The 19,310-nt window shown below is 71.2% G+C and carries 19 protein-coding genes; 6 read left to right on the top strand and 13 right to left on the bottom strand.

Annotated elements, in window-relative coordinates:
* Nucleotides 1-3 precede the first annotated feature (3 nt).
* Genes GON04_RS27180 through GON04_RS11830 form a run of 3 tightly spaced genes read left to right on the top strand, consistent with a single transcriptional unit; the run spans nt 4 to nt 3,324 of the window.
* A complete protein-coding gene (locus GON04_RS27180; RefSeq protein ID WP_181654007.1) occupies nt 4-465 on the top strand; it encodes a 2Fe-2S iron-sulfur cluster-binding protein in 462 nt (153 codons plus the stop codon).
* Complete coding sequence (locus GON04_RS11825; protein ID WP_157398055.1) at nt 462-2,597, top strand: xanthine dehydrogenase family protein molybdopterin-binding subunit; 2,136 nt, start codon at nt 462-464, stop codon at nt 2,595-2,597. Before GON04_RS27180 ends, GON04_RS11825 begins: the two co-directional genes overlap by 4 nt.
* 28 nt (nt 2,598-2,625) lie before the next feature.
* Nucleotides 2,626-3,324, top strand: coding sequence for a substrate-binding domain-containing protein (locus GON04_RS11830; protein WP_181654008.1), 699 nt, complete (start codon nt 2,626-2,628; stop codon nt 3,322-3,324).
* Nucleotides 3,325-3,455: 131 nt separating this feature from the next.
* On the opposite strand, the gene GON04_RS11835 is transcribed toward GON04_RS11830, so the two are convergent.
* The 7 genes from GON04_RS11835 to GON04_RS11865 all read right to left on the bottom strand — a co-directional run bounded on the left by GON04_RS11835 (nt 3,456) and on the right by GON04_RS11865 (nt 10,085).
* Complete coding sequence (locus GON04_RS11835) at nt 3,456-4,514, bottom strand: maleylacetate reductase (protein WP_157398056.1); 1,059 nt, start codon at nt 4,512-4,514, stop codon at nt 3,456-3,458.
* Nucleotides 4,511-5,383, bottom strand: a complete 873-nt coding sequence (locus GON04_RS11840) for an NAD(P)-dependent oxidoreductase (protein WP_157398057.1) — start codon at nt 5,381-5,383, stop codon at nt 4,511-4,513. Before GON04_RS11840 ends, GON04_RS11835 begins: the two co-directional genes overlap by 4 nt.
* Nucleotides 5,383-6,339, bottom strand: a complete 957-nt coding sequence (locus tag GON04_RS11845) for a tripartite tricarboxylate transporter substrate binding protein (protein ID WP_157398058.1) — start codon at nt 6,337-6,339, stop codon at nt 5,383-5,385. The genes GON04_RS11840 and GON04_RS11845 overlap by 1 nt, the downstream gene beginning before the upstream one ends.
* Before the next feature lie 95 nt (nt 6,340-6,434).
* A complete protein-coding gene (locus tag GON04_RS11850) occupies nt 6,435-7,358 on the bottom strand; it encodes an NAD(P)-dependent oxidoreductase (RefSeq protein WP_157398059.1) in 924 nt (307 codons plus the stop codon).
* Nucleotides 7,359-7,507: 149 nt separating this feature from the next.
* A complete protein-coding gene (gene pcaF / locus GON04_RS11855; protein WP_157398060.1) occupies nt 7,508-8,713 on the bottom strand; it encodes a 3-oxoadipyl-CoA thiolase in 1,206 nt (401 codons plus the stop codon).
* A 15-nt stretch (nt 8,714-8,728) separates the two neighbouring features.
* A complete protein-coding gene (locus GON04_RS11860; RefSeq protein WP_157398061.1) occupies nt 8,729-9,373 on the bottom strand; it encodes a 3-oxoacid CoA-transferase subunit B in 645 nt (214 codons plus the stop codon).
* 10 nt (nt 9,374-9,383) lie between these two features.
* Entirely contained in the window at nt 9,384-10,085 is a 702-nt protein-coding gene (locus GON04_RS11865; protein ID WP_157398062.1) for a 3-oxoacid CoA-transferase subunit A, read from the bottom strand.
* A gap of 99 nt (nt 10,086-10,184) precedes the next feature.
* Here GON04_RS11865 and GON04_RS11870 point away from each other — a divergent pair, with 99 nt between their 5' ends.
* The gene (locus tag GON04_RS11870) at nt 10,185-10,973 is read left to right on the top strand and encodes an IclR family transcriptional regulator domain-containing protein (RefSeq protein WP_157398063.1); all 789 of its coding nucleotides are present in this window, start codon (nt 10,185-10,187) and stop codon (nt 10,971-10,973) included.
* On the opposite strand, the gene GON04_RS11875 is transcribed toward GON04_RS11870, so the two are convergent.
* From GON04_RS11875 to GON04_RS11895, 5 genes are all read right to left on the bottom strand, one after another.
* On the bottom strand, nt 10,970-11,359 hold the full coding sequence (locus tag GON04_RS11875) for an OsmC family protein (protein WP_157398064.1): 390 nt from the start codon (nt 11,357-11,359) through the stop codon (nt 10,970-10,972). The two genes, GON04_RS11870 and GON04_RS11875, sit on opposite strands and share 4 nt — an antisense overlap.
* A gap of 70 nt (nt 11,360-11,429) precedes the next feature.
* A complete protein-coding gene (locus GON04_RS11880) occupies nt 11,430-12,149 on the bottom strand; it encodes a ribonuclease activity regulator RraA (protein ID WP_198349260.1) in 720 nt (239 codons plus the stop codon).
* A 29-nt stretch (nt 12,150-12,178) separates the two neighbouring features.
* On the bottom strand, nt 12,179-13,114 hold the full coding sequence (locus GON04_RS11885; RefSeq protein WP_181654009.1) for a dihydrodipicolinate synthase family protein: 936 nt from the start codon (nt 13,112-13,114) through the stop codon (nt 12,179-12,181).
* Between the two features lie 16 nt (nt 13,115-13,130).
* Nucleotides 13,131-15,167, bottom strand: a complete 2,037-nt coding sequence (locus GON04_RS11890) for a TRAP transporter permease (RefSeq protein WP_157398065.1) — start codon at nt 15,165-15,167, stop codon at nt 13,131-13,133.
* A gap of 7 nt (nt 15,168-15,174) precedes the next feature.
* A complete protein-coding gene (locus tag GON04_RS11895; protein WP_181654010.1) occupies nt 15,175-16,128 on the bottom strand; it encodes a TAXI family TRAP transporter solute-binding subunit in 954 nt (317 codons plus the stop codon).
* Between the two features lie 151 nt (nt 16,129-16,279).
* On the opposite strand from GON04_RS11895, the gene GON04_RS11900 reads away from it, so the two are divergent.
* Nucleotides 16,280-18,031: an IlvD/Edd family dehydratase gene (locus GON04_RS11900; protein WP_157398066.1), complete on the top strand. Its 1,752-nt coding sequence runs from the start codon at nt 16,280-16,282 to the stop codon at nt 18,029-18,031.
* 31 nt (nt 18,032-18,062) lie between these two features.
* A complete protein-coding gene (locus tag GON04_RS11905; RefSeq protein ID WP_157398067.1) occupies nt 18,063-18,497 on the top strand; it encodes a DUF1841 family protein in 435 nt (144 codons plus the stop codon).
* 62 nt (nt 18,498-18,559) lie between these two features.
* Here the strand turns inward: GON04_RS11905 and GON04_RS11910 are convergent, their stop codons facing one another.
* Nucleotides 18,560-19,297: a c-type cytochrome gene (locus GON04_RS11910; protein WP_157398068.1), complete on the bottom strand. Its 738-nt coding sequence runs from the start codon at nt 19,295-19,297 to the stop codon at nt 18,560-18,562.
* Between the last annotated feature and the right edge of the window lie 13 nt (nt 19,298-19,310).

Here is a 19,310-nt window from a genome sequence, read left to right on the forward strand (position 1 = left end):
GTCGTGCCCGCCGAGTTTGCGTTCACGCTCAACGGCCAGGCGACCACCGTGCGGGCCGAGCCCGCGCAGTCGCTGCTGGAGATCCTGCGCGACACCTGCGGCCTGAAGGCGACGCGCCTGGGTTGCGGCCTGGGACAATGCGGCGCCTGCACGGTGCTGGTGGACGGCGAAGCCAGGCACGCCTGCGACACCTCGATGGAGGCCGCGGCGGGGCACGACATCACCACGCTGGAAGGCCTGGGCAGCCGGGCCGATCCGCACCCGCTCCAGGCTGCATTCGTCGAGGAGCAGGCGCTGCAATGCGGCTACTGCACCACCGGAATGCTGATGTGCAGCGCAGCGCTGCTGCGGCGCAACCCCGATCCCAGCGAACAGGAGATCCGGCAGGCGCTGGACGGCAACCTGTGCCGCTGCGGCGTTCACAACCGCATCGTGCGCGCGGTGCGCAAGGCGGCCCGCACATGAAGCCGGCCGCGATCCCGGAGGGGCTGCGTGCCCATCCGCGCCTGGACCAGTGGCTCACGCTCGCGCCCGATGGGGTGATCCGCGCGATGTCGGGCAAGGTCGACATCGGGCAGGGCATCTCCCACGCGCTGCGGCTGATCGTCGCGGAGGAACTGCAGGTCGCGCCCCTGTGGGTCGACATGGTGCCGCCTTCGACGCGGCACAGCCCCGACGAAGGGGTGACCTCCGGCAGCCTGTCGGTGCAGCATTCGGGTGCGGCGCTGCGTTTCGCCGCCGCGCATCTGCGCGAGGCCTGCCGCGCGCGCTTCGCGCAGCGCCTGGGCGTGCCGCCCGCGGTGGTGACGCTGGCCGGGGGCGTCTTCCGCGCGCATGGCGAGTGCGCGGGCTACGGCGAACTGGCCGATGCAGCCTTGCTGGATGCTGCGGTGGACACCTCGCACCTCGCACCTCGCGGCGGACGAGCCTCCACGACCGGTGCGCCGGGACGCAGCGATGTGGCCGAGAAGGTGTTCGGCCAGTTCCAGTACATCCAGGATCTCGCGCCCGCAGGCATGGTGCACGGCGCGATCTTCCGCCCGCGCACGTTGCAGGCGCAGGTCCATGAGGATGCCTGGCGCCGCCTGCTGCCGCGCCTCGAAGCGGTCGAGGGCGTGTCGCAGGTGGTGCGCGACGGCCTGCTGGTGGGCGTGCTGGCCGAGGGAGAGCACGCGTTGGCCCAGGTAGCCGAGCGCGTGGAGCTGGCCGGCCTGTGGCAAGGCGAGACCGATGTGCCGCAGCCGCACGACATCGCGGGCTGGCTGCGGTCGCAGCCCCTGGATAGCGTGGTGATCCAGCAGCGGCAGGACGCGGCGCCGGCCGCCGCGCGCACCTTCCGCGCCGAGTACGGACGCGGCTGGCTGCAGCACGCCTCCATCGGGCTGTGCTGCGCACTGGCGCAGTGGACCGGCGGCGCGCTGCAGGTCTGGAGCCACACGCAAGGCATCTTCAACCTGCGCCGTGACCTCGCGCTCGCCTTCGGCCTGCCCGCGGACGCAGTCACCGTCTCGCATGCGGAAGGCGCCGGCTGCTACGGCCACAACGGCGCGGACGACGTCGCCTTCGATGCAGCATGGCTCGCGCGGCATGCGGGCGGGCGTCCGGTCCGCCTGCAGTGGACGCGGCAGCAGGAGATGGCGAACGCGCCGCTGGCCCCGGCGATGGCGGTGCGCGTCGAAGCCAGCGTGGACGCCGAGGGCCGCCTCGTGGCCTGGAGGCAGGACGTCTGGAGCCAGGGCCACGGCACGCGACCGGGCCGCGGCGCCACACCGGCGCTGCTGGGGGCCTGGCAGCTCGCGGAGCCTGCGCCCGTGCCCATGGCGGTGAACCAGCCGCCGGCCACCGGCGGCGGCTCCGACCGCAACGCCGTGCCGCCCTATGCCGTGCCGCGGCTGGACGTGCACAACCACCGCGTGTTGGCGATGCCGCTGCGCGTCTCGGCCATGCGCGCGCTCGGCGCACACGTCAACGTGCTGGCGGCCGAATCGATGATGGACGAGATCGCGCACGCGCTGGCCCGCGACCCGCTCGCCTACCGGCTGGAGCACCTGGACCACGACGAACGCGCCCGCGCGGTGTTGCTGGAGGCCGCGCGCATGGCCCGCTGGCCTGAAGCCGGCCCGCGCGAGCCCGGCGTCGGCCGCGGCCTGGGCTTCGCCCGCTACAAGAACACGGGCGCGTACTGCGCGGTGGTCGCCGAGGTCGAGGTGCTGCAGCAGGCCCGCGTGCGCAGGCTGTGGATCGCCGCCGACCTGGGCCTCGTCGTCCACCCGGACGGCGCGCGCAACCAGGTCGAGGGCGGCGCCATCCAGGCTGCGAGCTGGACGCTGCGCGAACAGGCGGACCTGGGACCCGAGGGCGTGCGCTCGCGGGACTGGGCAACGTACCCGATCCATCGCTTCACCGACGTGCCGACGGTGGATGTGGCGCTGGTCGACCGGCCCGACAGCCCGTCGCTGGGAGCGGGCGAATGCAGCGTCGGTCCCACTGCCGCGGCGATCGCGAATGCGATCCACGATGCGCTGGGCATCCGCATGCGCGTGATGCCCTTCACTGCCGACAACCTGATGCGCGAGGCACAGCAGCAAGGCGCGTGACGAATCAAGCAAGCAAGAAGGAAGACCAGTGAGCGTAGTGAATGTCTTGAGCGGCGGTGCCGCGGCGGCGGTGGTGAAGGGCGTGCAGGCGCAGTTCGAGCGCGAGACCGGCGCCACGATCCAGGCCACCTTCAGTGCGGTGGGCCAGATGCGCGACCAGTTGCTGGCCGGCAGCCCCTGCGACCTGGTGATCCTGACGAAGCAGCTGGTGGCGCAGCTGGTGGCGTCCGGGCATGTGGCGGCGGGGAGCGATCGGTCGCTGGGCCTGGTCCGTACCGGGGTGGCCGTGCGCGCGGGCGCCGCGCATCCGGCCATTGGCGATCACGGGCAACTGGCCGCGGCGTTCCGCGCCGCACGCGAGATCTACTACCCGGATCCGGGCCAGGCGACGGCAGGCATCCACTTCATGAACGTGCTGAAGGCGCTGGGGCTGGACCAGGAACTGAAAGATGCCTTCCGGCCGTTCCCCAACGGGGCGACCGCGATGGCGGCCATGGCGAACTCGAGCGAGCCCGCGGTCATCGGTTGCACGCAGGAAACCGAGATCAACTACACGCAGGGCGTCGAGCTGGTGGGGTCCTTGCCGAAGGAGTTCGAACTGGCGACCGACTACACCTTGGGCGTCTGCTCCGGCGCGCGCGAGCCGGAGCTGTCGGCAAGGCTGGCCCAGCTGGTGGCGGGGCCGGCGTCGGCGGAGATCCGGCGGCAGGGCGGATTCGCCTTCTAGGACCCTGTTGCAACGGAGCACCCTCTCGAACGACAGTGCAGGTTGCCGGTCGAGGCCGGACACCGCCGGCTCCGGGAGTGGTGTCGGGACGAGGTTGCGGCGTGCCTGGATGGACGGCCCGGTGCAGCGCCTCAATCCGGCCGCTTGCCCTCGAAGGCGTCCTGCAGCAGCTGCCGGATGGCGCCGCGCTCCAGCGAACGCGGGTTCGGGTACTGGTTCTGCAGCGCGATCTCGCAGGCCTTGTCGACGTCGGCGGCCTGCAGGCCGATGTCGCGCAGCGCCACCGGTGCCCCGTTGGCCTGCGCCAGGTCGAACACCGCCTGCGCCGCGCTGGTGCCGCCCAGGGCGCGCACCACGCGCGCCATCGCCTGCGGCGCGGCGGCGGCGTTGTAGGCCAGGGCGTGCGGCAGCACGATGGTGTGGGTCTCGGCGTGCGGCAGGTTGAAGCTGCCGCCCAGCGTGTGGCACAGCTTGTGGTGCAGCGCCATGCCGACGTTGCCCAGCACCACGCCGCACAGCCAGGCGCCGTACAGGGCCTGGCCGCGTGCCTCGATGTCGCCGGCATCGGCGCGGATGGCCGGCAGGGCGCGGCCGAGGGCGGCGATGCCCTCCTCGGCCATGAGGTCCATGATGGGATTGCCGTCGACCGCGTACAGGCCCTCGGCGGCGTGCGCGATGGCGTTGATGCCGCTGGTGACGCTCAGGCCCACCGGCAGCGTCAGCGTGAGCTCGGGGTCGTAGATGACCGTGCGCGGCAGCACCTTGGCGTCCTTGCCGGTCTTCTTCAGGCCGGCCTCGGTGATGCCGTAGATCGGCGTCATCTCGCTGCCGGCGTAGGTGGTCGGGATGGCCAGGATGGGCAGGCCGGAGTCGAGCGCGATGGCCTTGCCCAGGCCGGTGGTGGAGCCGCCGCCGATGGCGACCGCGCAATCGGCGCCCAGCTGGCGCGCCACGTCGCGCGCCTCGCGTGCCGTCTCGATCGGCACGTGCATCACGGCGCGGTCGAACACGCCGGCGGCGCGTGGCCCCAGCAGGTCGGCCACGCGTTCGGCCGAGGCGCGCTGCTCGGGCGTCGACAGCACCAGTGCACGCCGGGCGCCCAGCGCCTCGATCTCGTGCCCGAGCTGGGCCAGCGCACCGGCGCCGAACACCACGCGGCCGGGCTGGCCGTTGTAGACGAAGGCCTTCATGGCGGATCTCCCAGGCCGGCGGCGCGCTCGACCGCCTTGATGATGGCCGCGTAGTCGGCGCTGCCGTCGCCCTGCGCGATGGCGGCGTGCATCAGCTGCAGCGTGGCGGCGGTCTGTGGCACCGGCACGTGGCTGGCGGCGGCCGCGTCGACGATGAGGTTCAGGTCCTTGAGCATCTGCTCGACGGTGAAGGTGGGCGTGAAGTCGCGCTGCACCAGCTGCACGCCCTTGGCCTTGACGATGGGCGAGCCGACGGCACTGGCGCCGATCACGGCCCACAGGTCGTCCCAGCGCAGGCCGCCCTTGCGCCCCAGAGCCAGCGCCTCGGCCAGCATGGCGCTGGTCTGCGCGATCATGAGGTTGACCACCAGCTTCATCAGCCGGGCCTGCTCGCCCTCCCCCAGCCAGAACTGCTGCGGGCCGAGCAGCTGCAGCAGCGGCAGCATGGCCTGGTGGGTGGCGCGCGGGCCCGAGGCCATCACGGTGAGTTGGGCCGCTTCGGCCATCTTGTTGTTGCCCGAGACCGTGGTGCGCAGGTACTGCACGCCGGCCGGCTGCAGCAGGCGCGCGGCCTGCGCCGAGGCCTCCTGCGAGACCGTGCTGGTGTCGATGTAGACGGTGCCGCGCGACGCATGGCTGGCCACCTGGGCCGCCACGGCCAGCAGCGCGCCATCGTGCGGCAGCGACGACAGCACCACGTCGGCGGCGGCCAGGGCGTCCGGCCCCTGCCGCACCGGCAGGCCGGCCTCGCGCGCAAGTGCCAGGCGCTCGGGCTGCAGGTCGTCGACCGTGACCGCGTGCCCGCCGACGCGCAGGTGGACCGCCATCGGCAGGCCCATCTTGCCGGCGCCCACCACGTGCACCTGCATCACTGCGCCTTCAGCGACGCGGCCTTGGCGATCTTGGCCGCCGATTCCATCTCGGTGCGGATGTAGGCGTTGAACTGGTCCGGCAGCATCGGCATGGGCTCGGCGCCCAGCTTGGTCAGCCGCTCCTTCACCTCGGGGTTGGCCAGCGCCTTGAGCACCTCCTCGTGCAGCTTCCGGATCACCGGCGCCGGCGTGGCGGCCGGCACGATCATGCCGACCCAGAAGGTGTAGTCGGAGTCGGGCACGCCGGCCTCGACGGTGGTGGGCACGTCGGGCAGCGCGGCCGAGCGCTTGCCGGTGCTGACGGCCAGGGCCTGCAGCTTGCCGTCCTTGATCAGCGGCAGGGCCGACGACAGCGGGGCGAAGAACCAGTCGTTGCGTCCGCCGATGACGTCGCTCAGCGCCTCGGGCGTGCCCTTGAACGGCACGTGCACGGCATCGATGCCAGCCTGCAGCTTGAACTTCTCGCCGTTGAGATGGGTTGCGCTGCCGACGCCGGCCGAGGCGTAGTTCAACTGGCCCGGTTTGGCCTTGGCGGCCGCGACCACGTCGGCCACGCTCTTCCAGCCCTTCTGCGGCGAGACCACCATGACGTTGGGCAGCGCGGCCAGCGGCGTGACACCGGTCAGGTCCTTGACCGTGTCGTACGGCAGCTGCGGGTAGATGGCCGGGTTGAGCGCGTGGCCCGAGGAATGGATGAGGATGGTGTAGCCGTCCGGGTCGCTCTTGGCGACCTGGCCGGCGCCGATGGTCCCGCCGGCGCCCGGCTTGTTGTCGACGACGATGGGCTGGCCCATGCTCTTGCTCATGGCGTCGCCGATGGTGCGGGCCATGATGTCGGTGCCGCTGCCGGCCGTGAACGGCACGACGAACTTGATCGGCTTGGTCGGATAGGCCTGGCCGAAGGCGGCGCCGGCCAGCAGCGTGGCGGCGAACAGGGTGGCGAGTCGTTTCATGGGCTTGTCTCCTTTGGTTGTTCAGTTGGCAATCGGGCCAGCTAGCGCGAGCACCTTGTCATGGCGGGCCTGACCCGTCATCCCGGGCCACTGCCTCAGCTCTCCAGCCCGTCGCCCATCTTCACGTTCTCGGGCTGCAGCTCGAGCCCGGCATCCTTGGCCGTCTCGACCAGCAGGACGGCGAAGTCGATGTGGTCGTGGCCGCGGCCGACCAGGCGGGCCACCGACTCGCGGGTGGCGGCGGCCGCGGGCATGGCCACGCCGTGCGCCTTGGCCGCGCCCATGCCCAGGTCCATGTCCTTGAGCAGCAGCTGGGGCGTGAAGGTGACCTGGTCGAAGGTGAGGTTGGTCAGCATCGGGGTCTTGTAGCGGGTGTACATCGACCCCAGCACCGAGTCATTGATGCTTTCCAGGAACACGTGGCGCGGGATGCCGGCCTTCTCGGCCAGCACCGTGATCTCGCACAGGTTCTGGATGACGACGCCGAACATGGTGTTGTGGGCGATCTTCCAGATGCGGGCCAGCTCGCCCTCGCCCACCCACATCTCCTTGCGGCCCATGGCCTGCAGGTAGGGGCGCACCTTCTCGTACAGCGCCTTGGGGCCGGAGGCGACGATCAGCAGCTTGCCGGCCTTGGCCACCTTGGCGTTGCCCGACACCGGCGCGCACAGGTAGGCCACGCCCAGGGCTTCGAGCTTCTCGCGGATCTGCGCCGAGCCCTCCTGCGAGATCGACGAGCTGTCGACCACGACCTGCGGGCGCCGGGCGCCGGTGACCAGGCCGCCCTCGCCGAACAGCACCTCCTTGAGGTCGTCGGTGGTCGAGACCATGGTGAACACCACCTCGCAGGCGGCGAGGTCGAGCTTGCGTTCGACGATGGTGGCGCCGTACTCGGCCAGCGGCGCGGCCTTGGAGGCGGTGCGGTTCCAGACGCTGGCGCCGTGGCCGGCCTTGAGCAGGCGCTTGACCATGGCCTCGCCCATGCGGCCGAGGCCGATCCATCCGATGCTGTTCGTCATTTCCGGGGTCCTGAAGAGAGTGATTCGATGCCGGCGCGCAATGCCGGCTGCATGGCGCGCAAGTGTCGAATCCGGACCCGGCCATGGCAAGCGGGAGCGCCGGAATTCAGTTTTCCGGCAGCCGCAATTGAGCGGCCGCCGGGACGGGATCAGACCCGTTCGAGGATGACGGCGATGCCCTGGCCGACGCCGATGCACATGGTGCACAGCGCATAGCGTCCGCCCGCGCGGTGCAGCTGGTTCACCGCCGTGGTGGCCAGGCGCGCGCCCGAGGCGCCGAGCGGGTGGCCCAGGGCGATGGCGCCACCGTTCGGGTTGACCCGGGGATCGTCGTCGCGCAGGCCGAGATCGCGCAGCACCGCCAGGCCCTGGGCCGCGAACGCCTCGTTGAGCTCGATGACGTCGATCTGCCCGAGGGTCAGGCCAGTGAGCGCCAGCACCTTGCGCGTGGCCGGCGCCGGGCCCATGCCCATGGTGCGCGGCGGCACGCCGGCGGTGGCCATGCCCACGACGCGGGCGCGCGGGGTCAGGCCGTTCTTCGCGGCCGTGGCCTCGTCGGCCAGCAGCAGCGCGCAGGCGCCGTCGTTGACGCCGCTGGCATTGCCGGCGGTCACGCTGCCGTCGGGCCGCACCACGCCCTTGAGCTTGGCCAGCGCCTCCAGCGAGGTCTCGCGCGGGTGCTCGTCCTTCGCCACCACGATGGCCTCGCCCTTCTTCTGCGGGATGGTCACCGGCACGATCTCGGCGTCGAAGTAGCCAGCCTTCTGCGCCGCCACCGCCTTGAGCTGCGAGGCCAGCGCCATGCGGTCCTGGGCCTCGCGCTCGATCCGGTGGTCGGTGGCGACGTTCTCGGCCGTCTCGGGCATGGAGTCGACCCCGTACTGTTCCTTCATCAGCTTGTTGACGAAGCGCCAGCCGATGGTGGTGTCGTAGACGGCATTGCCGCGCGAGAACGCGCTCTCGGCCTTGGGCATCACGAACGGCGCCCGGCTCATGCTCTCGACGCCGCCGGCGATCATGAGCATGGCCTCGCCGGAGCGGATCGCGCGGGCCGCGCTGCCGACGGCGTCCAGGCCCGAGCCGCACAGGCGGTTGATGGTGGCGCCCGGCACGTCGATCGGCAGGCCGGCCAGCAGCGAGGCCATGTGGGCGACGTTGCGGTTGTCCTCGCCGGCCTGGTTGGCGCAGCCGTACAGCACGTCGGTGACGGCCTGCCAGTCGACCCTGGGGTTGCGCTGCATCAGCGCGCGCAGCGGAATGGCGCCGAGGTCGTCGGTGCGGATGGAGGACAGCGCCCCGGCGTAGCGGCCGAAGGGGGTGCGGATGGCGTCGCAGATGAAGGCTTGCTGGGTCATGAAGGTCTCCGGTGATCAGGCCGCCAGGATCGGCAGGCCGACGAGTCGTTCCAGTTCCGCGTGCGACAGGCCGTCGACGGTGTCGACAAGGCGCAGGCCGTGCGGCGTGCAATCGAGGGTGGCGAGGTCGGTGTAGACGCGCTTGACGCAGCCGATGCCGGTGAGCGGGTAGGCGCAGCGCTCCACCAGCTTGCTCTCGCCCTTCTTGGTGAGCAGGTCCATCATCACCCAGGTCTGCTTGGCGCCGATCGCCAGGTCCATCGCGCCGCCGACGGCCGGGATGGCGCCGGGCTCGCCGGTGCTCCAGTTGGCCAGGTCGCCGGTGGCCGAGACCTGGAAGGCGCCCAGCACGCAGATGTCGAGGTGGCCGCCGCGCATCATGGCGAAGCTGTCGGCATGGTGGAAGTAGGCGCCGCCGGCCAGCAGCGTCACCGGCTGCTTGCCGGCGTTGATGAGGTCGTAGTCCTCCTGGCCTTCGGCCGGCGCCGGCCCCATGCCGAGGATGCCGTTCTCGCTCTGCAGGATGATCTCGATGCCGGGCGGCAGGTGGTTGGCCACCAGGGTCGGCATGCCGATGCCGAGGTTGACGTAGGCGCCGTCGTGCATGTCGCGCGCCACGCGCTGGGCCAGCTGGTCCTTGGTTCGCTTGGTGTAGGGCATGGTGGTGGGGTCAGGCGGCCTGCTTGAAGCCGCCGGCCTGGGTGGCGGTGCGGTCGATGCGGACCAGGCGGGACACGAAGATCCCGGGGGTGACGATGGCCTCGGGGTCGAGCGCGCCCAGCGGCACGATCTCGTGCACGGTGGCGACGGTGGCCCTGGCGGCCATCGCCATCACCGGACCGAAGTTGCGCGCCGCCTTGCGGTACACCAGGTTGCCCCAGCGGTCGCCGCGCTCGGCCTTGATGAGCGCCAGGTCGCCATGGATCGGCGCTTCCAGCACGTACATGCGGCCGTCGATCTCGCGTGTCTCCTTGCCCTTGGCCAGCTCGGTGCCGTAGCTGGTGGGCGAGAAGAAGCCGCCGATGCCGGCGCCGGCGGCGCGGATGCGCTCGGCCAGGTTGCCCTGCGGCACCAGCTCCAGCTCGATCCGGCCGCTGCGGTACAGCTCGTCGAACACGTGGCTGTCGGCCTGGCGCGGGAAGCTGCAGATGATCTTGCGCACCCGCCCCGCCTTCAGCAGCGCGGCCAGCCCGCTGTCGCCGTTGCCGGCGTTGTTGTTCACCACCGTGAGGTCGCGTGCGCCCTGCGCGATCAGCCCGTCGATCAGTTCGTTCGGGATGCCGGCGGTGCCGAAGCCCCCGATCATCACCGTGGAGCCGTCGCGCACGCCCTGCAGCGCCTGCGCGACGGTGTCCGCCACCTTGTCGATCATGTCGTCGTTCTCCTTGCGCGAACCGCGCCGGTGTGGTCGAATAGTGTTCGTATTGCGAACATATGTTCGTCAATCGAATTCTAAGAGGATCGCTCCCCGATGGCAAACGCCGCCCTGTCCGCTGGCCCGCGCCCCGGCGACGGCTACGTGCAGTCGTTCGCGCGCGGGCTGGACGTCATCCGCTCGTTCAGCGCCGCCGCGCCACGCCAGACGCTCACCGACGTGGCGGCGCGCAGTGGCCTCACGCGCGCCGGCGCGCGCCGCATCCTGCTGACGCTGCAGGCCCTGGGCTACGTGCGCAGCGACGGCCGGCACTACGCGCTGACGCCGCGCATCCTGGACCTCGGGTTCGCCTACCTGTCGTCGATGCCGATCTGGAACCTGGCCGAGCCGGTGATGGAGCGGCTGGTCGACCAGGTGAAGGAGTCGTGTTCGGCCGCCGTGCTCGACGGCACCGACATCGTCTACGTGCTGCGCGTGCCCACCCGCAAGATCATGAGCATCGGCCTGGGCGTGGGCTCGCGGCTGCCGGCGGCCTGCACCTCGATGGGCCGGGTGCTGCTGGCCGGCCTGCCGGACACCGAGGTCGAGGCGCTGCTGCGCGCCGCGCCGCCGGCCGCGCACACCCGCCACACGCTGACCGATCCCGAGGCCGTGCTGGCCAAGGTGCGCCAAGCCCGGCGCCAGGGCTGGTGCCTGGTGAACCAGGAGCTGGAGGAAGGGCTGGTGTCGCTGGCGGCGCCCATCGTCAACCGGGCCGGCGAGACCGTGGCGGCGCTCAACATCAGCGGCCAGGCCAACCGCACCCCGCCGCGCCAGATGCAGGAGCTGATGCTGCCGGCCCTGCTGGCGGCCGCGGCCGACATCTCCAAGCGCCTGCTGGCCTAGGCCAGCGTGGTCTCGATCTCGAAGCGCTTGCCCAGCGCCTTGTGGATCGGGCAGGCGTTGGCCACCCGCAGCAGGTCGGCGCGCTGGCGGTCGTCGAGCGCGCCCTCGACCGTCACCAGCCGGCGCATGCGGTAGACCTCGGGACCCTCGTCGCGTTCGATGCGCACCTCGGCAGTAGCCAGCGGGTACTGCTTGCGCCGGGCATACAGCTGCATCGTCAGGACCGTGCAGGCCGCCAGCGCCGAGTCGAGCAGCTGGTGCGGCGTCGGATCGTCGCCCGCACCGCCGACATCCGGATCCAGGTCGGCCCGCCAGCGCGCGGTGCCGGCGCCCAGCTCGACGGCGGTGGAGCCTTGCAGGCTGTGCGCGAGGACGGGATCGGTCATGGGGCGCTCCGGGAGTGGGGGGGTGGCGCCATTCTGCGGCGCCATCGCTGCAGCGGCGGACCCTCGGCTGCTACTTCTTCGACGCCGCGTAGCGGGCCTTGTTCTCGGCGTTGGGCGGGTACAGGCCGGGCAGCGAGGCGCCGCCGTTCACCTCGTCCATGATCCAGCCTTCCAGGCGCTCCTGTTCGGGCGCCTCGGCCAGCACGTGGTCGAGCAGCGCCGCCGGGATCAGGACCACGCCGTCGTCGTCGCACACCACCACGTCGCCCGGGAACACCGCCACGCCGCCGCAGCCGATCGGCCGCAGCCAGTCGACGAAGGTCAGGCCGGCCACCGAGGGCGGGGCCGCGGCGCCGCTGCACCAGACCGGCAGGCCGGTGCCCAGCACGCCGTGCACGTCGCGCACCACGCCGTCTGTGACCAGGGCCGTCACGTCGCGCCTGGCCATGCGCGCGCACAGGATGTCGCCGAAGATGCCGGCGTCCTGCACCCCCATGGAGTCGACCACCGCGATGCAGCCGGCCGGCATCGCCTCGATGGCGGCGCGGGTGGAGATGGGCGACGACCACGATTCGGGCGTCGCCAGGTCCTCGCGTGCCGGCACGAAGCGCAGCGTGAAGGCGCGGCCGACCAGCCGCGGCTGGCCGGTGCGGATCGGACGCGCGCCGCGCAGCCAGAGGTTGCGCAGGCCCTTCTTGAGCAGCACGGTGGTGAGGGTCGCGGTGGTCACCTGCGACAAGGTGGCGACCGCCTGCGGGTCGAGGTCCAGGGAGGGCGTGTCGGGGGTCATGGGATGGGGGCGAAGGCGGGGACGGAGGGTCAGCCGAGCGCGCGCAGGCGGGCGTCCTGGCGGCGCACGAGGCGGTCGAGGTCGGCGAGGTCCTGTGGCGACAGCTTGGGGCCGGGCTTGCGCACGAAGGCCGAGGCGATGACGCCGCGCTGCTGCAGCAGGTGCTTGCGCACCGCCAGGCCGATGCCGGCCTGCTGCTCGTAGCGGGCCAGCGGCAGGTAGGCGTCGAACAGGTCGTGCGCGCGCTCGACGTCGCCACGCGCGTGCGCAGCCACCACGTCGACCATCATCTCGGGCCAGGCGAAGCCGGTCATGGCGCCGTCGGCGCCGCGCGTCAGTTCCTCGGGCAGGAACAGGCCGCCGCCGTTGCCGGTGAGGATGGACACCCGGCGCAGCTCGCCCTTGTCGCTGGCGGCGCGGATGGCCGACAGCTTGGCCAGGCCCGGCCAGTCCTCGTGCTTGAGCATCACGCAGATGGGCGAGTTCTTCAGGATGCGCAGGATGACGCCGGTGGACATCTGCACCCCGGTGGACACCGGGTGGTCCTGCAGGCACCAGGGCACCTGGGGCCCCAGCGTCTCGTTGACCATGTCGAAGTAGGCGGCGATCTGGTCGTCGGTGCGCACCGTCGACGGCGGCGCGACCATGACGCCGGAGGCGCCGGCATCCATCACCGAGCGGGTGAGTTCGCCCATGGAGGCGAAGCCGGGCGAGGACACGCCGACGATGACCGGCACCCGGCCGTCGACCCGCGCCAGCACCCGCTGCGTGTACTGCAGGGACTCCTCGGCGCTGAGCTTGGAGGCCTCGCCCATGATGCCCAGGATGGTCAGGCCGGTGACGCCCTTGTCCAGGCAGAAGTCGACCATGCGATCGGTGCTGGGCAGGTCCAGCGCGCCGGTGTCGGTGAACGGGGTGACGGTGATGAGGTAGACGCCCTTGGCGGTGGAATCGAGCAGCTTCACGGATAGTCCTTGGCCCTCAGGCCGGTTGCAGCCGTGGTTTTAGCAGCTGCAGCGCCAGCGCCGCCACCACCAGCGCGATGCCGGCCAGGTCGGCGATCCAGCCCGGGTAGGCCAACAGGAAGCCGGCCACCAGCAGCAGCCCGCGTTCCAGCCGCGTGGTGCGGCGCAGCGCCCAGCCCTGGAAGCCGGCCGCCAGCGCCGCGATGCCCAGCGCGCAGGTGATGGTGACCTCGGCGATCGACCACCAGTTGGCAGTGGCCAGCGCCTTGGTCGACCCCATGAGCAGCAGGCCCTGGCCGCTCGGGTCGAGCACGAACACGAACGGCACCAGGAAGGCCGGCACGGTGTACTTCCAGCACTGCAGCGTGGTCTTGTACGGGTCGCCACCGGTGATGGCGGCGGCCGCGAACGGCGACAGCGCGGTCGGCGGCGACACCTCGGACAGCACCGCGTAGTAGAAGATGAACATGTGGGCCGCGAACTCGGGCACACCGAGCTTGGTGAGGGCCGGCGCCGCGATCACCGCGCAGATGATGTAGGAGGCGGTGACCGGCACCGCCAGCCCGATCACCCACACCACCAGCGCCGTGAAGATGGCGGTGAGCAGCAGCGAGCCGCCGGCGTAGGCGATCACGATGGAGCTGAACTTCAGCCCCAGCCCGGTGAGCGTGACCACGCCGACGATGATGCCGGCGCCGGCGCAGGTGGCCGCCACGTTGAGCACGCCGATCGAGCCGCCCTCCATCGCCTTGACGAACGGTGAGCCGGCCAGCCTGCGCCAGAAACCGGGGCCGCTGAACAGGTCGTACGGCAGCAGCGCCGTGTCGCGCCGCAGCAGGCTGGTGGCGAACGAGACCACCGTGGCCCAGAACACCGACAGCACCGGCGAGTAGCCCCACAGCATGAAGAAGACGATGGAGACCAGCGACAGGAAGTGGAACCAGTAGCGGCGCGTGAGCAGCCACACCGAATCGACCTTGTCGAACACCGCCTGCTGCATGCCGAACTTGCGCGCGTCGATCTCGACCATCAGGAACAGCGCGAAATAGAACAGGACGGTGGGGATCACCGCCATCAGCAGCACGTCGAGGTAGGAGATCTTCAGGAACTCGGCGATGAGGAAGGCGGCGGCGCCCAGCACCGGCGGCGAGATGATGGCGCCCAGGCCGCCGGCCGCCAGCAGGCCGCCGGCCGCGTTCTTCTCGTAGCCGACCCGCGCCAGCATGGGATAGGCCACCGAGCCCAGCGTGACGGTGGTGGCCACACCCGAGCCCGAGGGCCCGCCCAGCAGGAAGGAGGCCAGCACCACGGTGCGGCCGGCGCCGGTGGGGCGCCCGCCCATCGCCGAGAACGAGAAGTCGAGGTAGAACTTGCCGGCGCCCGAGTGCTGCAGGAAGGCGCCGAAGATGGTGAACAGGATGATGAGCGAGGACGACACGTCGACCGCGCTGCCGAAGATGCCCTCCAGCGTCATGTACATCACGCCGACCAGCCGGCCGATGTCGTAGCCCTTGTGGGTCCAGGGCGCGGGCAGCAGCGGGCCGGCCAGGGCGTAGGCCAGGAAGCCGACGCAGATGGCCGGCATGATCCAGCCCGAGGTGCGGCGCATGGCCTCGAGCACCAGCACCAGCAGCGCGATGCCGAAGGCGATGTCCCAGGCCAGCGGCGAGGTGTTGCGGTCGGTCAGGTCGTCGCCGCCCTGCACCAGGTAGACGGCGACGGCGATGGCCAGCAGCGCCGCCACCCAGTCCCACCACATCACCCGGTGGCGCCAGCGCGGCGCGACCGGGAACATCAGGAAGCACAGCGCCAGCACCATGGCCACGTGCACCGGGCGCAGGGTCTGGGTCGGGACGATGGCGTAGGCCGTGTACAGGTGGAAGGCCGACATCGCCACCGCCGCGGCGGTGACGAAGGCCGCCAGCCAGCCGCCCAGGCGGTTGGCTGCCCCCTCCTCCTGCTCGATGTATTCGCCGGCCTTCTCGAGCGCGGCCGCGTCGACGTCCGCGCCGAGCTGGGCGCGGGCGGCCGTCTGGGGGTTGCCGCCGGTCATGCCGGGGTCAGTTGAGCTTGACGCCCTTTTCGGCGAAGTACTTCACCGCGCCCGGATGCCAGGGCACGGGGCTGGCTTCCTTCCTCTGGTTCTCCAGCTTGAAGTTCTCGGCCTCCTTGTGGACGGCCACGATCTCGGGCTTCTTGTCGAAGATGGCCTTGACGATGTTGTAGGCCGTCTTGTCGTCCATGTTCTCGTTGACCACCAGGATGTTCTGCACCGTGGCCTGCTTGTTGTCGGCCTCCATGCCCTTGTAGGTGTCCTTGGGGATGGCGTCCTCGACGTAGAGGTTGCCGTACTTCTTGTTCATCTTGGCCACCAGGTCGGCGTGGTCGATCATCCGGATCTTGTTGCCCGGCGAGTTGGCCAGGTCGGACACCGCGGCGGTGGGCAGGCCGCCGACCCAGAAGAAGGCGTCGATCTTGCCGTCCTTGAGCGCGTTGACCGATTCGGCGGCGCCCAGGCGCTCGCGCTTCATGTCCTTGTCCTTGTCCAGGCCGGCCGCCTCGATCAGGCGGAACGCCATGACCTCGGTGGCGCTGCCGGGCGAGCCGGTGGACACGCGCTTGCCCTTGAGGTCAGCGAACTTCGCGACGCCCTTGCCCTCGACGCTGACCACGTGCATGCGGTTCGGGTACAGGACCATGAGCGTGCGCAGCGGCACCTTCTGGCCCTTGAACTTGTCCTCGCCCTTGAAGGCGTCCTGCGCGGCGTCGGTCATGGAGAAGCCGACATAGGGCTTGCCGCTGCCGATGAGCTTGAGGTTGTCGACCGAGCCGCCGGTGACTTCCGCGGTGGCCTGCATGCCGGGCACGTACTTGGACAGCACCGCCGCCATCCCTCCCCCCATCGGGTAGTAGACGCCGCCGGTGCCGCCGGTGGCGATGGAGATGTTCTGCGCGAAGGCGGCGACGCTGAAGGCGGCGCACAGGGCCAGGACGGCCGATCTGAAAATGTTCACTTTCGTTGTCTCCGGTTCGTTCGTCGGCGCACCCTGCGTCGGGGTGCCGGGCCATTCTCTGCCCCGTCCGCCGGCGGCGCCTCCTGATTAACCAGCACCCCGGGCCCTTGCCGCGGGGGCATGATCGGGGCCCGACCACGAGTGCCGCCTGATGAGCGATCGATCAACGACCCCACCGCCCAGCCCGCCCACCGGCATGCGCAAGGGCCTGACCAGCTACGGCGACGAGGGCTTCTCGCTGTTCCTGCGCAAGGCCTTCATCAAGGGCGCCGGCTACACCGACGCCACGCTCGACCGGCCGGTGATCGGCATCACCGCCACCGGCAGCGCCTACAACCCCTGCCACGGCAACATGCCGCAGCTGCTGGAGGCGCTCAAGCGCGGCATCCAGCTGGCCGGCGGGCTGCCGATGGAGTTCCCGACCGTGTCGCTGCACGAGAGCTTCGCCGCGCCGACCAGCATGTACCTGCGCAACCTGATGGCGATCGACACCGAGGAACTGGTGCGCGCGCAGCCGATGGATGCGGTGGTGCTGGTCGGCGGCTGCGACAAGACCGTGCCGGCCCAGCTGATGGGGGCCGCCTCGGCCGGGCTGCCGGCGGTGCAGCTGATCACCGGCTCCATGCTGACCGGCTCGCACCGCGGCCAGCGGGTGGGTGCCTGCACCGACTGCCGCCGCTACTGGGCCCGGTTCCGCGCCCAGGAGATCGACCAGGCCGAGATCGCCGACGTGAACGACCAGCTGGTGGCCAGCGTCGGCACCTGCTCGGTGATGGGCACGGCCAGCACCATGGCCTGCATCGCCGAGGCGCTGGGCCTCACGGTGCCCGGCGGCGCCTCGCCGCCGGCCGTCACCGCCGACCGCATGCGGGTGGCCGAGGAGACCGGCCGCATCGCGGTGCAGGTCGCCCGCCAGCAACTGACCATCGACCGCATCCTCACCCCGCAGGCGTTCGAGAACGCGCTGCGGGTGCTGCTGGCCATCGGCGGCTCGACCAACGCCATCGTCCACATGGCCGCGATCGCCGGCCGCCTGGGCTACGAACTCGACCTGAACGGGTTGGACCGCCTGGGCCGCGAGACGCCGGTGCTGCTGGACCTCAAGCCGAGCGGCGACCACTACATGGAGGACTTCCACGCCGCCGGCGGCATGGCCACGCTGCTGCGGGCGCTCAAGCCCCTGCTGCACCTGGACGCGCTCACCGTCACCGGCCGCACGCTGGGCGAGGAACTGGAGGCGCAGGGCCCCGGCTTCGCGCAGACCGTGGTGCGGCCGCTGGCCGACCCGATCCATCCGCAGGGCAGCGTGGCGGTGCTGTGGGGCAACCTGGCGCCGGGCGGCGCCATCGTCAAGCAGTCGGCCGCCGACCCGCGCCTGATGGAGCACGAGGGCCGAGCCGTGGTGTTCGAGGACGCCGCCGACCTGGCCGCCCGCATCGACGATCCGGCGCTGGACGTCGCCGCCGACGACGTGCTGGTGCTCAAGCGCATCGGGCCCAAGGGCCACCCGGGCATGCCCGAGGCCGGCTACCTGCCGATCCCGTCCAAGCTGGCGCGCCAGGGCGTCAAGGACATGCTGCGCATCAGCGACGGCCGCATGAGCGGCACCGCATTCGGCTCCATCGTGCTGCACGTCACGCCGGAGGCGGCCGTCGGCGGGCCGCTGGCCTGGGTGCGCAGCGGCGACCGCATCCGCGTCAGCCTGGCGCGGCGCGAGCTGTCGCTGCTGGTCGACGAGGCGGAACTGGCGGCGCGCCGGGCCGCCGCGCCGGTCACGCCGCCGACCGCCGAGCGCGGCTACCGCAAGCTGTTCCTCGACTCGGTGCTGCAGGCCGACCGCGGTGCCGACTTCGACTTCCTCGTCGCGCCGCAATCGCGCGGCAAGGTCCCCCCGCCGCGCTGAGGGCCGGGCCGGCGGTGCTACGCTGGCCGCCATGTTCAATCCCTCGCAGGACGACGTCCGCCGCTTCTTCTGCGGCGTGCACGCCAAGACCCGGGCCGGCCAGCCGCTGGACGCCCTCGAAACGCTGGCCAGCCAGTGGCTGGCCGAGCATCCCGAATACGACCCCGACCTGGCCGACGCCGACGCCGCGGTGGCGCGCGCGTACGACGGCAGCGACGGCCGCAACAATCCCTTCCTGCACCTGGCGATGCACCTGTCGATCAGCGAGCAGTGCTCGATCGACCAGCCGCGCGGCATCCGGCAGGCGGTGGAGCTGCTGGCGGCCCGGCGCAGCTCGTTGCACGACGCCCACCACGAGGCCATGGAGTGCCTGGGCCAGATGCTGTGGGACAGCCAGCGCAGCGGCCGCCCGCCCGACGGCCAGGCCTACATCGACTGCGTGCAGCGCCGCGCCACCAGGTCCTGACCTGCTCCCGCCACAAAGAAAAAGGCCCGCATCAGCGGGCCTTTTTTCTGGAGCGCGGCGGCTCAGTGGCTGGCGCCGTGGAACCGGCTTTCCGGCACCGTCTTCAGGTCGCCTTCGAGCGAGCCGACGTACTGGGCCAGGGCCTTCAGTTCGGCGTTGCTGAACTGCTTGGCGATGGCGCCCATGACGCCGTTGCTGCGGCCGACGGCGGCGTTGTTGTCGGTCTTGTAGGCCTTGAGCGCGACGAACAGGTAGTCGCTGTGCTGGCCGGCGATCTTGGGGTAGTTGGGCGCGATCGGCTTGGACAGGTTGGCGCCGTGGCAGGAGGCGCAGGCGGCCTTCTGCAGCAGGGCGGCGACCTGCGGGCTGGGTTCGCGGCTGGGCTTGTCGGCGGCGGCCGCCTGGCCTTCGCCCTGGCCCTGCTTGGAATAGTGGACGGCGATGTCCTTGATGTCCTGGTCGCTCAGGGCATCGGCGATGCCGCGCATGGTCGGGTGCTTGCGCTCACCGCCCTTGTACGCGTTGAGCGCCGCCTCGATATAACCGGCCGACTGGCCGCCAAGCTTGGGCACCTTGTGCACCTCGGGGAAGCTGGCCTGGTAGCCCACGATGTTGTGGCAGCCCAGGCACATCGCGACCTTGGCCTGCAGGGACGCGGGGCTCGTGGGTGCAGCGGGCTTGGCGGCTGCCGCGGCAGGCTGGGCCGCCGATGCGGGCGCGGCCGGGGCGGCTTGCGCGTGCGCGAAACCCGTCGCAGAAGCGACAGCGAGGGCGAAAAGCGTGGACAGCAACTTGTTCATTTTGCGCGCACAA

The organism is Ramlibacter pinisoli (assembly GCF_009758015.1).
In the GTDB taxonomy this organism is placed as follows: Bacteria; Pseudomonadota; Gammaproteobacteria; order Burkholderiales; family Burkholderiaceae_C; genus Ramlibacter; species Ramlibacter pinisoli.

Excerpts from the sequence above, each read along its gene's own strand:
- GON04_RS11905 (WP_157398067.1), top strand. The coding sequence starts at position 18,063 with ATGTTCAATCCCTCGCAGGACGACGTCCGCCGCTTCTTCTGCGGCGTG.
- GON04_RS11835 (WP_157398056.1), bottom strand. The coding sequence starts at position 4,514 with ATGAAGGCCTTCGTCTACAACGGCCAGCCCGGCCGCGTGGTGTTCGGC.
- GON04_RS11900 (WP_157398066.1), top strand. The coding sequence starts at position 16,280 with ATGAGCGATCGATCAACGACCCCACCGCCCAGCCCGCCCACCGGCATG.
- GON04_RS11870 (WP_157398063.1), top strand. The coding sequence starts at position 10,185 with ATGGCAAACGCCGCCCTGTCCGCTGGCCCGCGCCCCGGCGACGGCTAC.
- GON04_RS11865 (WP_157398062.1), bottom strand. The coding sequence starts at position 10,085 with ATGATCGACAAGGTGGCGGACACCGTCGCGCAGGCGCTGCAGGGCGTG.
- GON04_RS11880 (WP_198349260.1), bottom strand. The coding sequence starts at position 12,149 with ATGACCCCCGACACGCCCTCCCTGGACCTCGACCCGCAGGCGGTCGCC.
- GON04_RS11845 (WP_157398058.1), bottom strand. The coding sequence starts at position 6,339 with ATGAAACGACTCGCCACCCTGTTCGCCGCCACGCTGCTGGCCGGCGCC.
- pcaF (WP_157398060.1), bottom strand. The coding sequence starts at position 8,713 with ATGACCCAGCAAGCCTTCATCTGCGACGCCATCCGCACCCCCTTCGGC.
- GON04_RS11825 (WP_157398055.1), top strand. The coding sequence starts at position 462 with ATGAAGCCGGCCGCGATCCCGGAGGGGCTGCGTGCCCATCCGCGCCTG.
- GON04_RS11850 (WP_157398059.1), bottom strand. The coding sequence starts at position 7,358 with ATGACGAACAGCATCGGATGGATCGGCCTCGGCCGCATGGGCGAGGCC.
- GON04_RS11890 (WP_157398065.1), bottom strand. The coding sequence starts at position 15,167 with ATGACCGGCGGCAACCCCCAGACGGCCGCCCGCGCCCAGCTCGGCGCG.
- GON04_RS11840 (WP_157398057.1), bottom strand. The coding sequence starts at position 5,383 with ATGCAGGTGCACGTGGTGGGCGCCGGCAAGATGGGCCTGCCGATGGCG.
- GON04_RS11910 (WP_157398068.1), bottom strand. The coding sequence starts at position 19,297 with ATGAACAAGTTGCTGTCCACGCTTTTCGCCCTCGCTGTCGCTTCTGCG.
- GON04_RS11860 (WP_157398061.1), bottom strand. The coding sequence starts at position 9,373 with ATGCCCTACACCAAGCGAACCAAGGACCAGCTGGCCCAGCGCGTGGCG.
- GON04_RS11875 (WP_157398064.1), bottom strand. The coding sequence starts at position 11,359 with ATGACCGATCCCGTCCTCGCGCACAGCCTGCAAGGCTCCACCGCCGTC.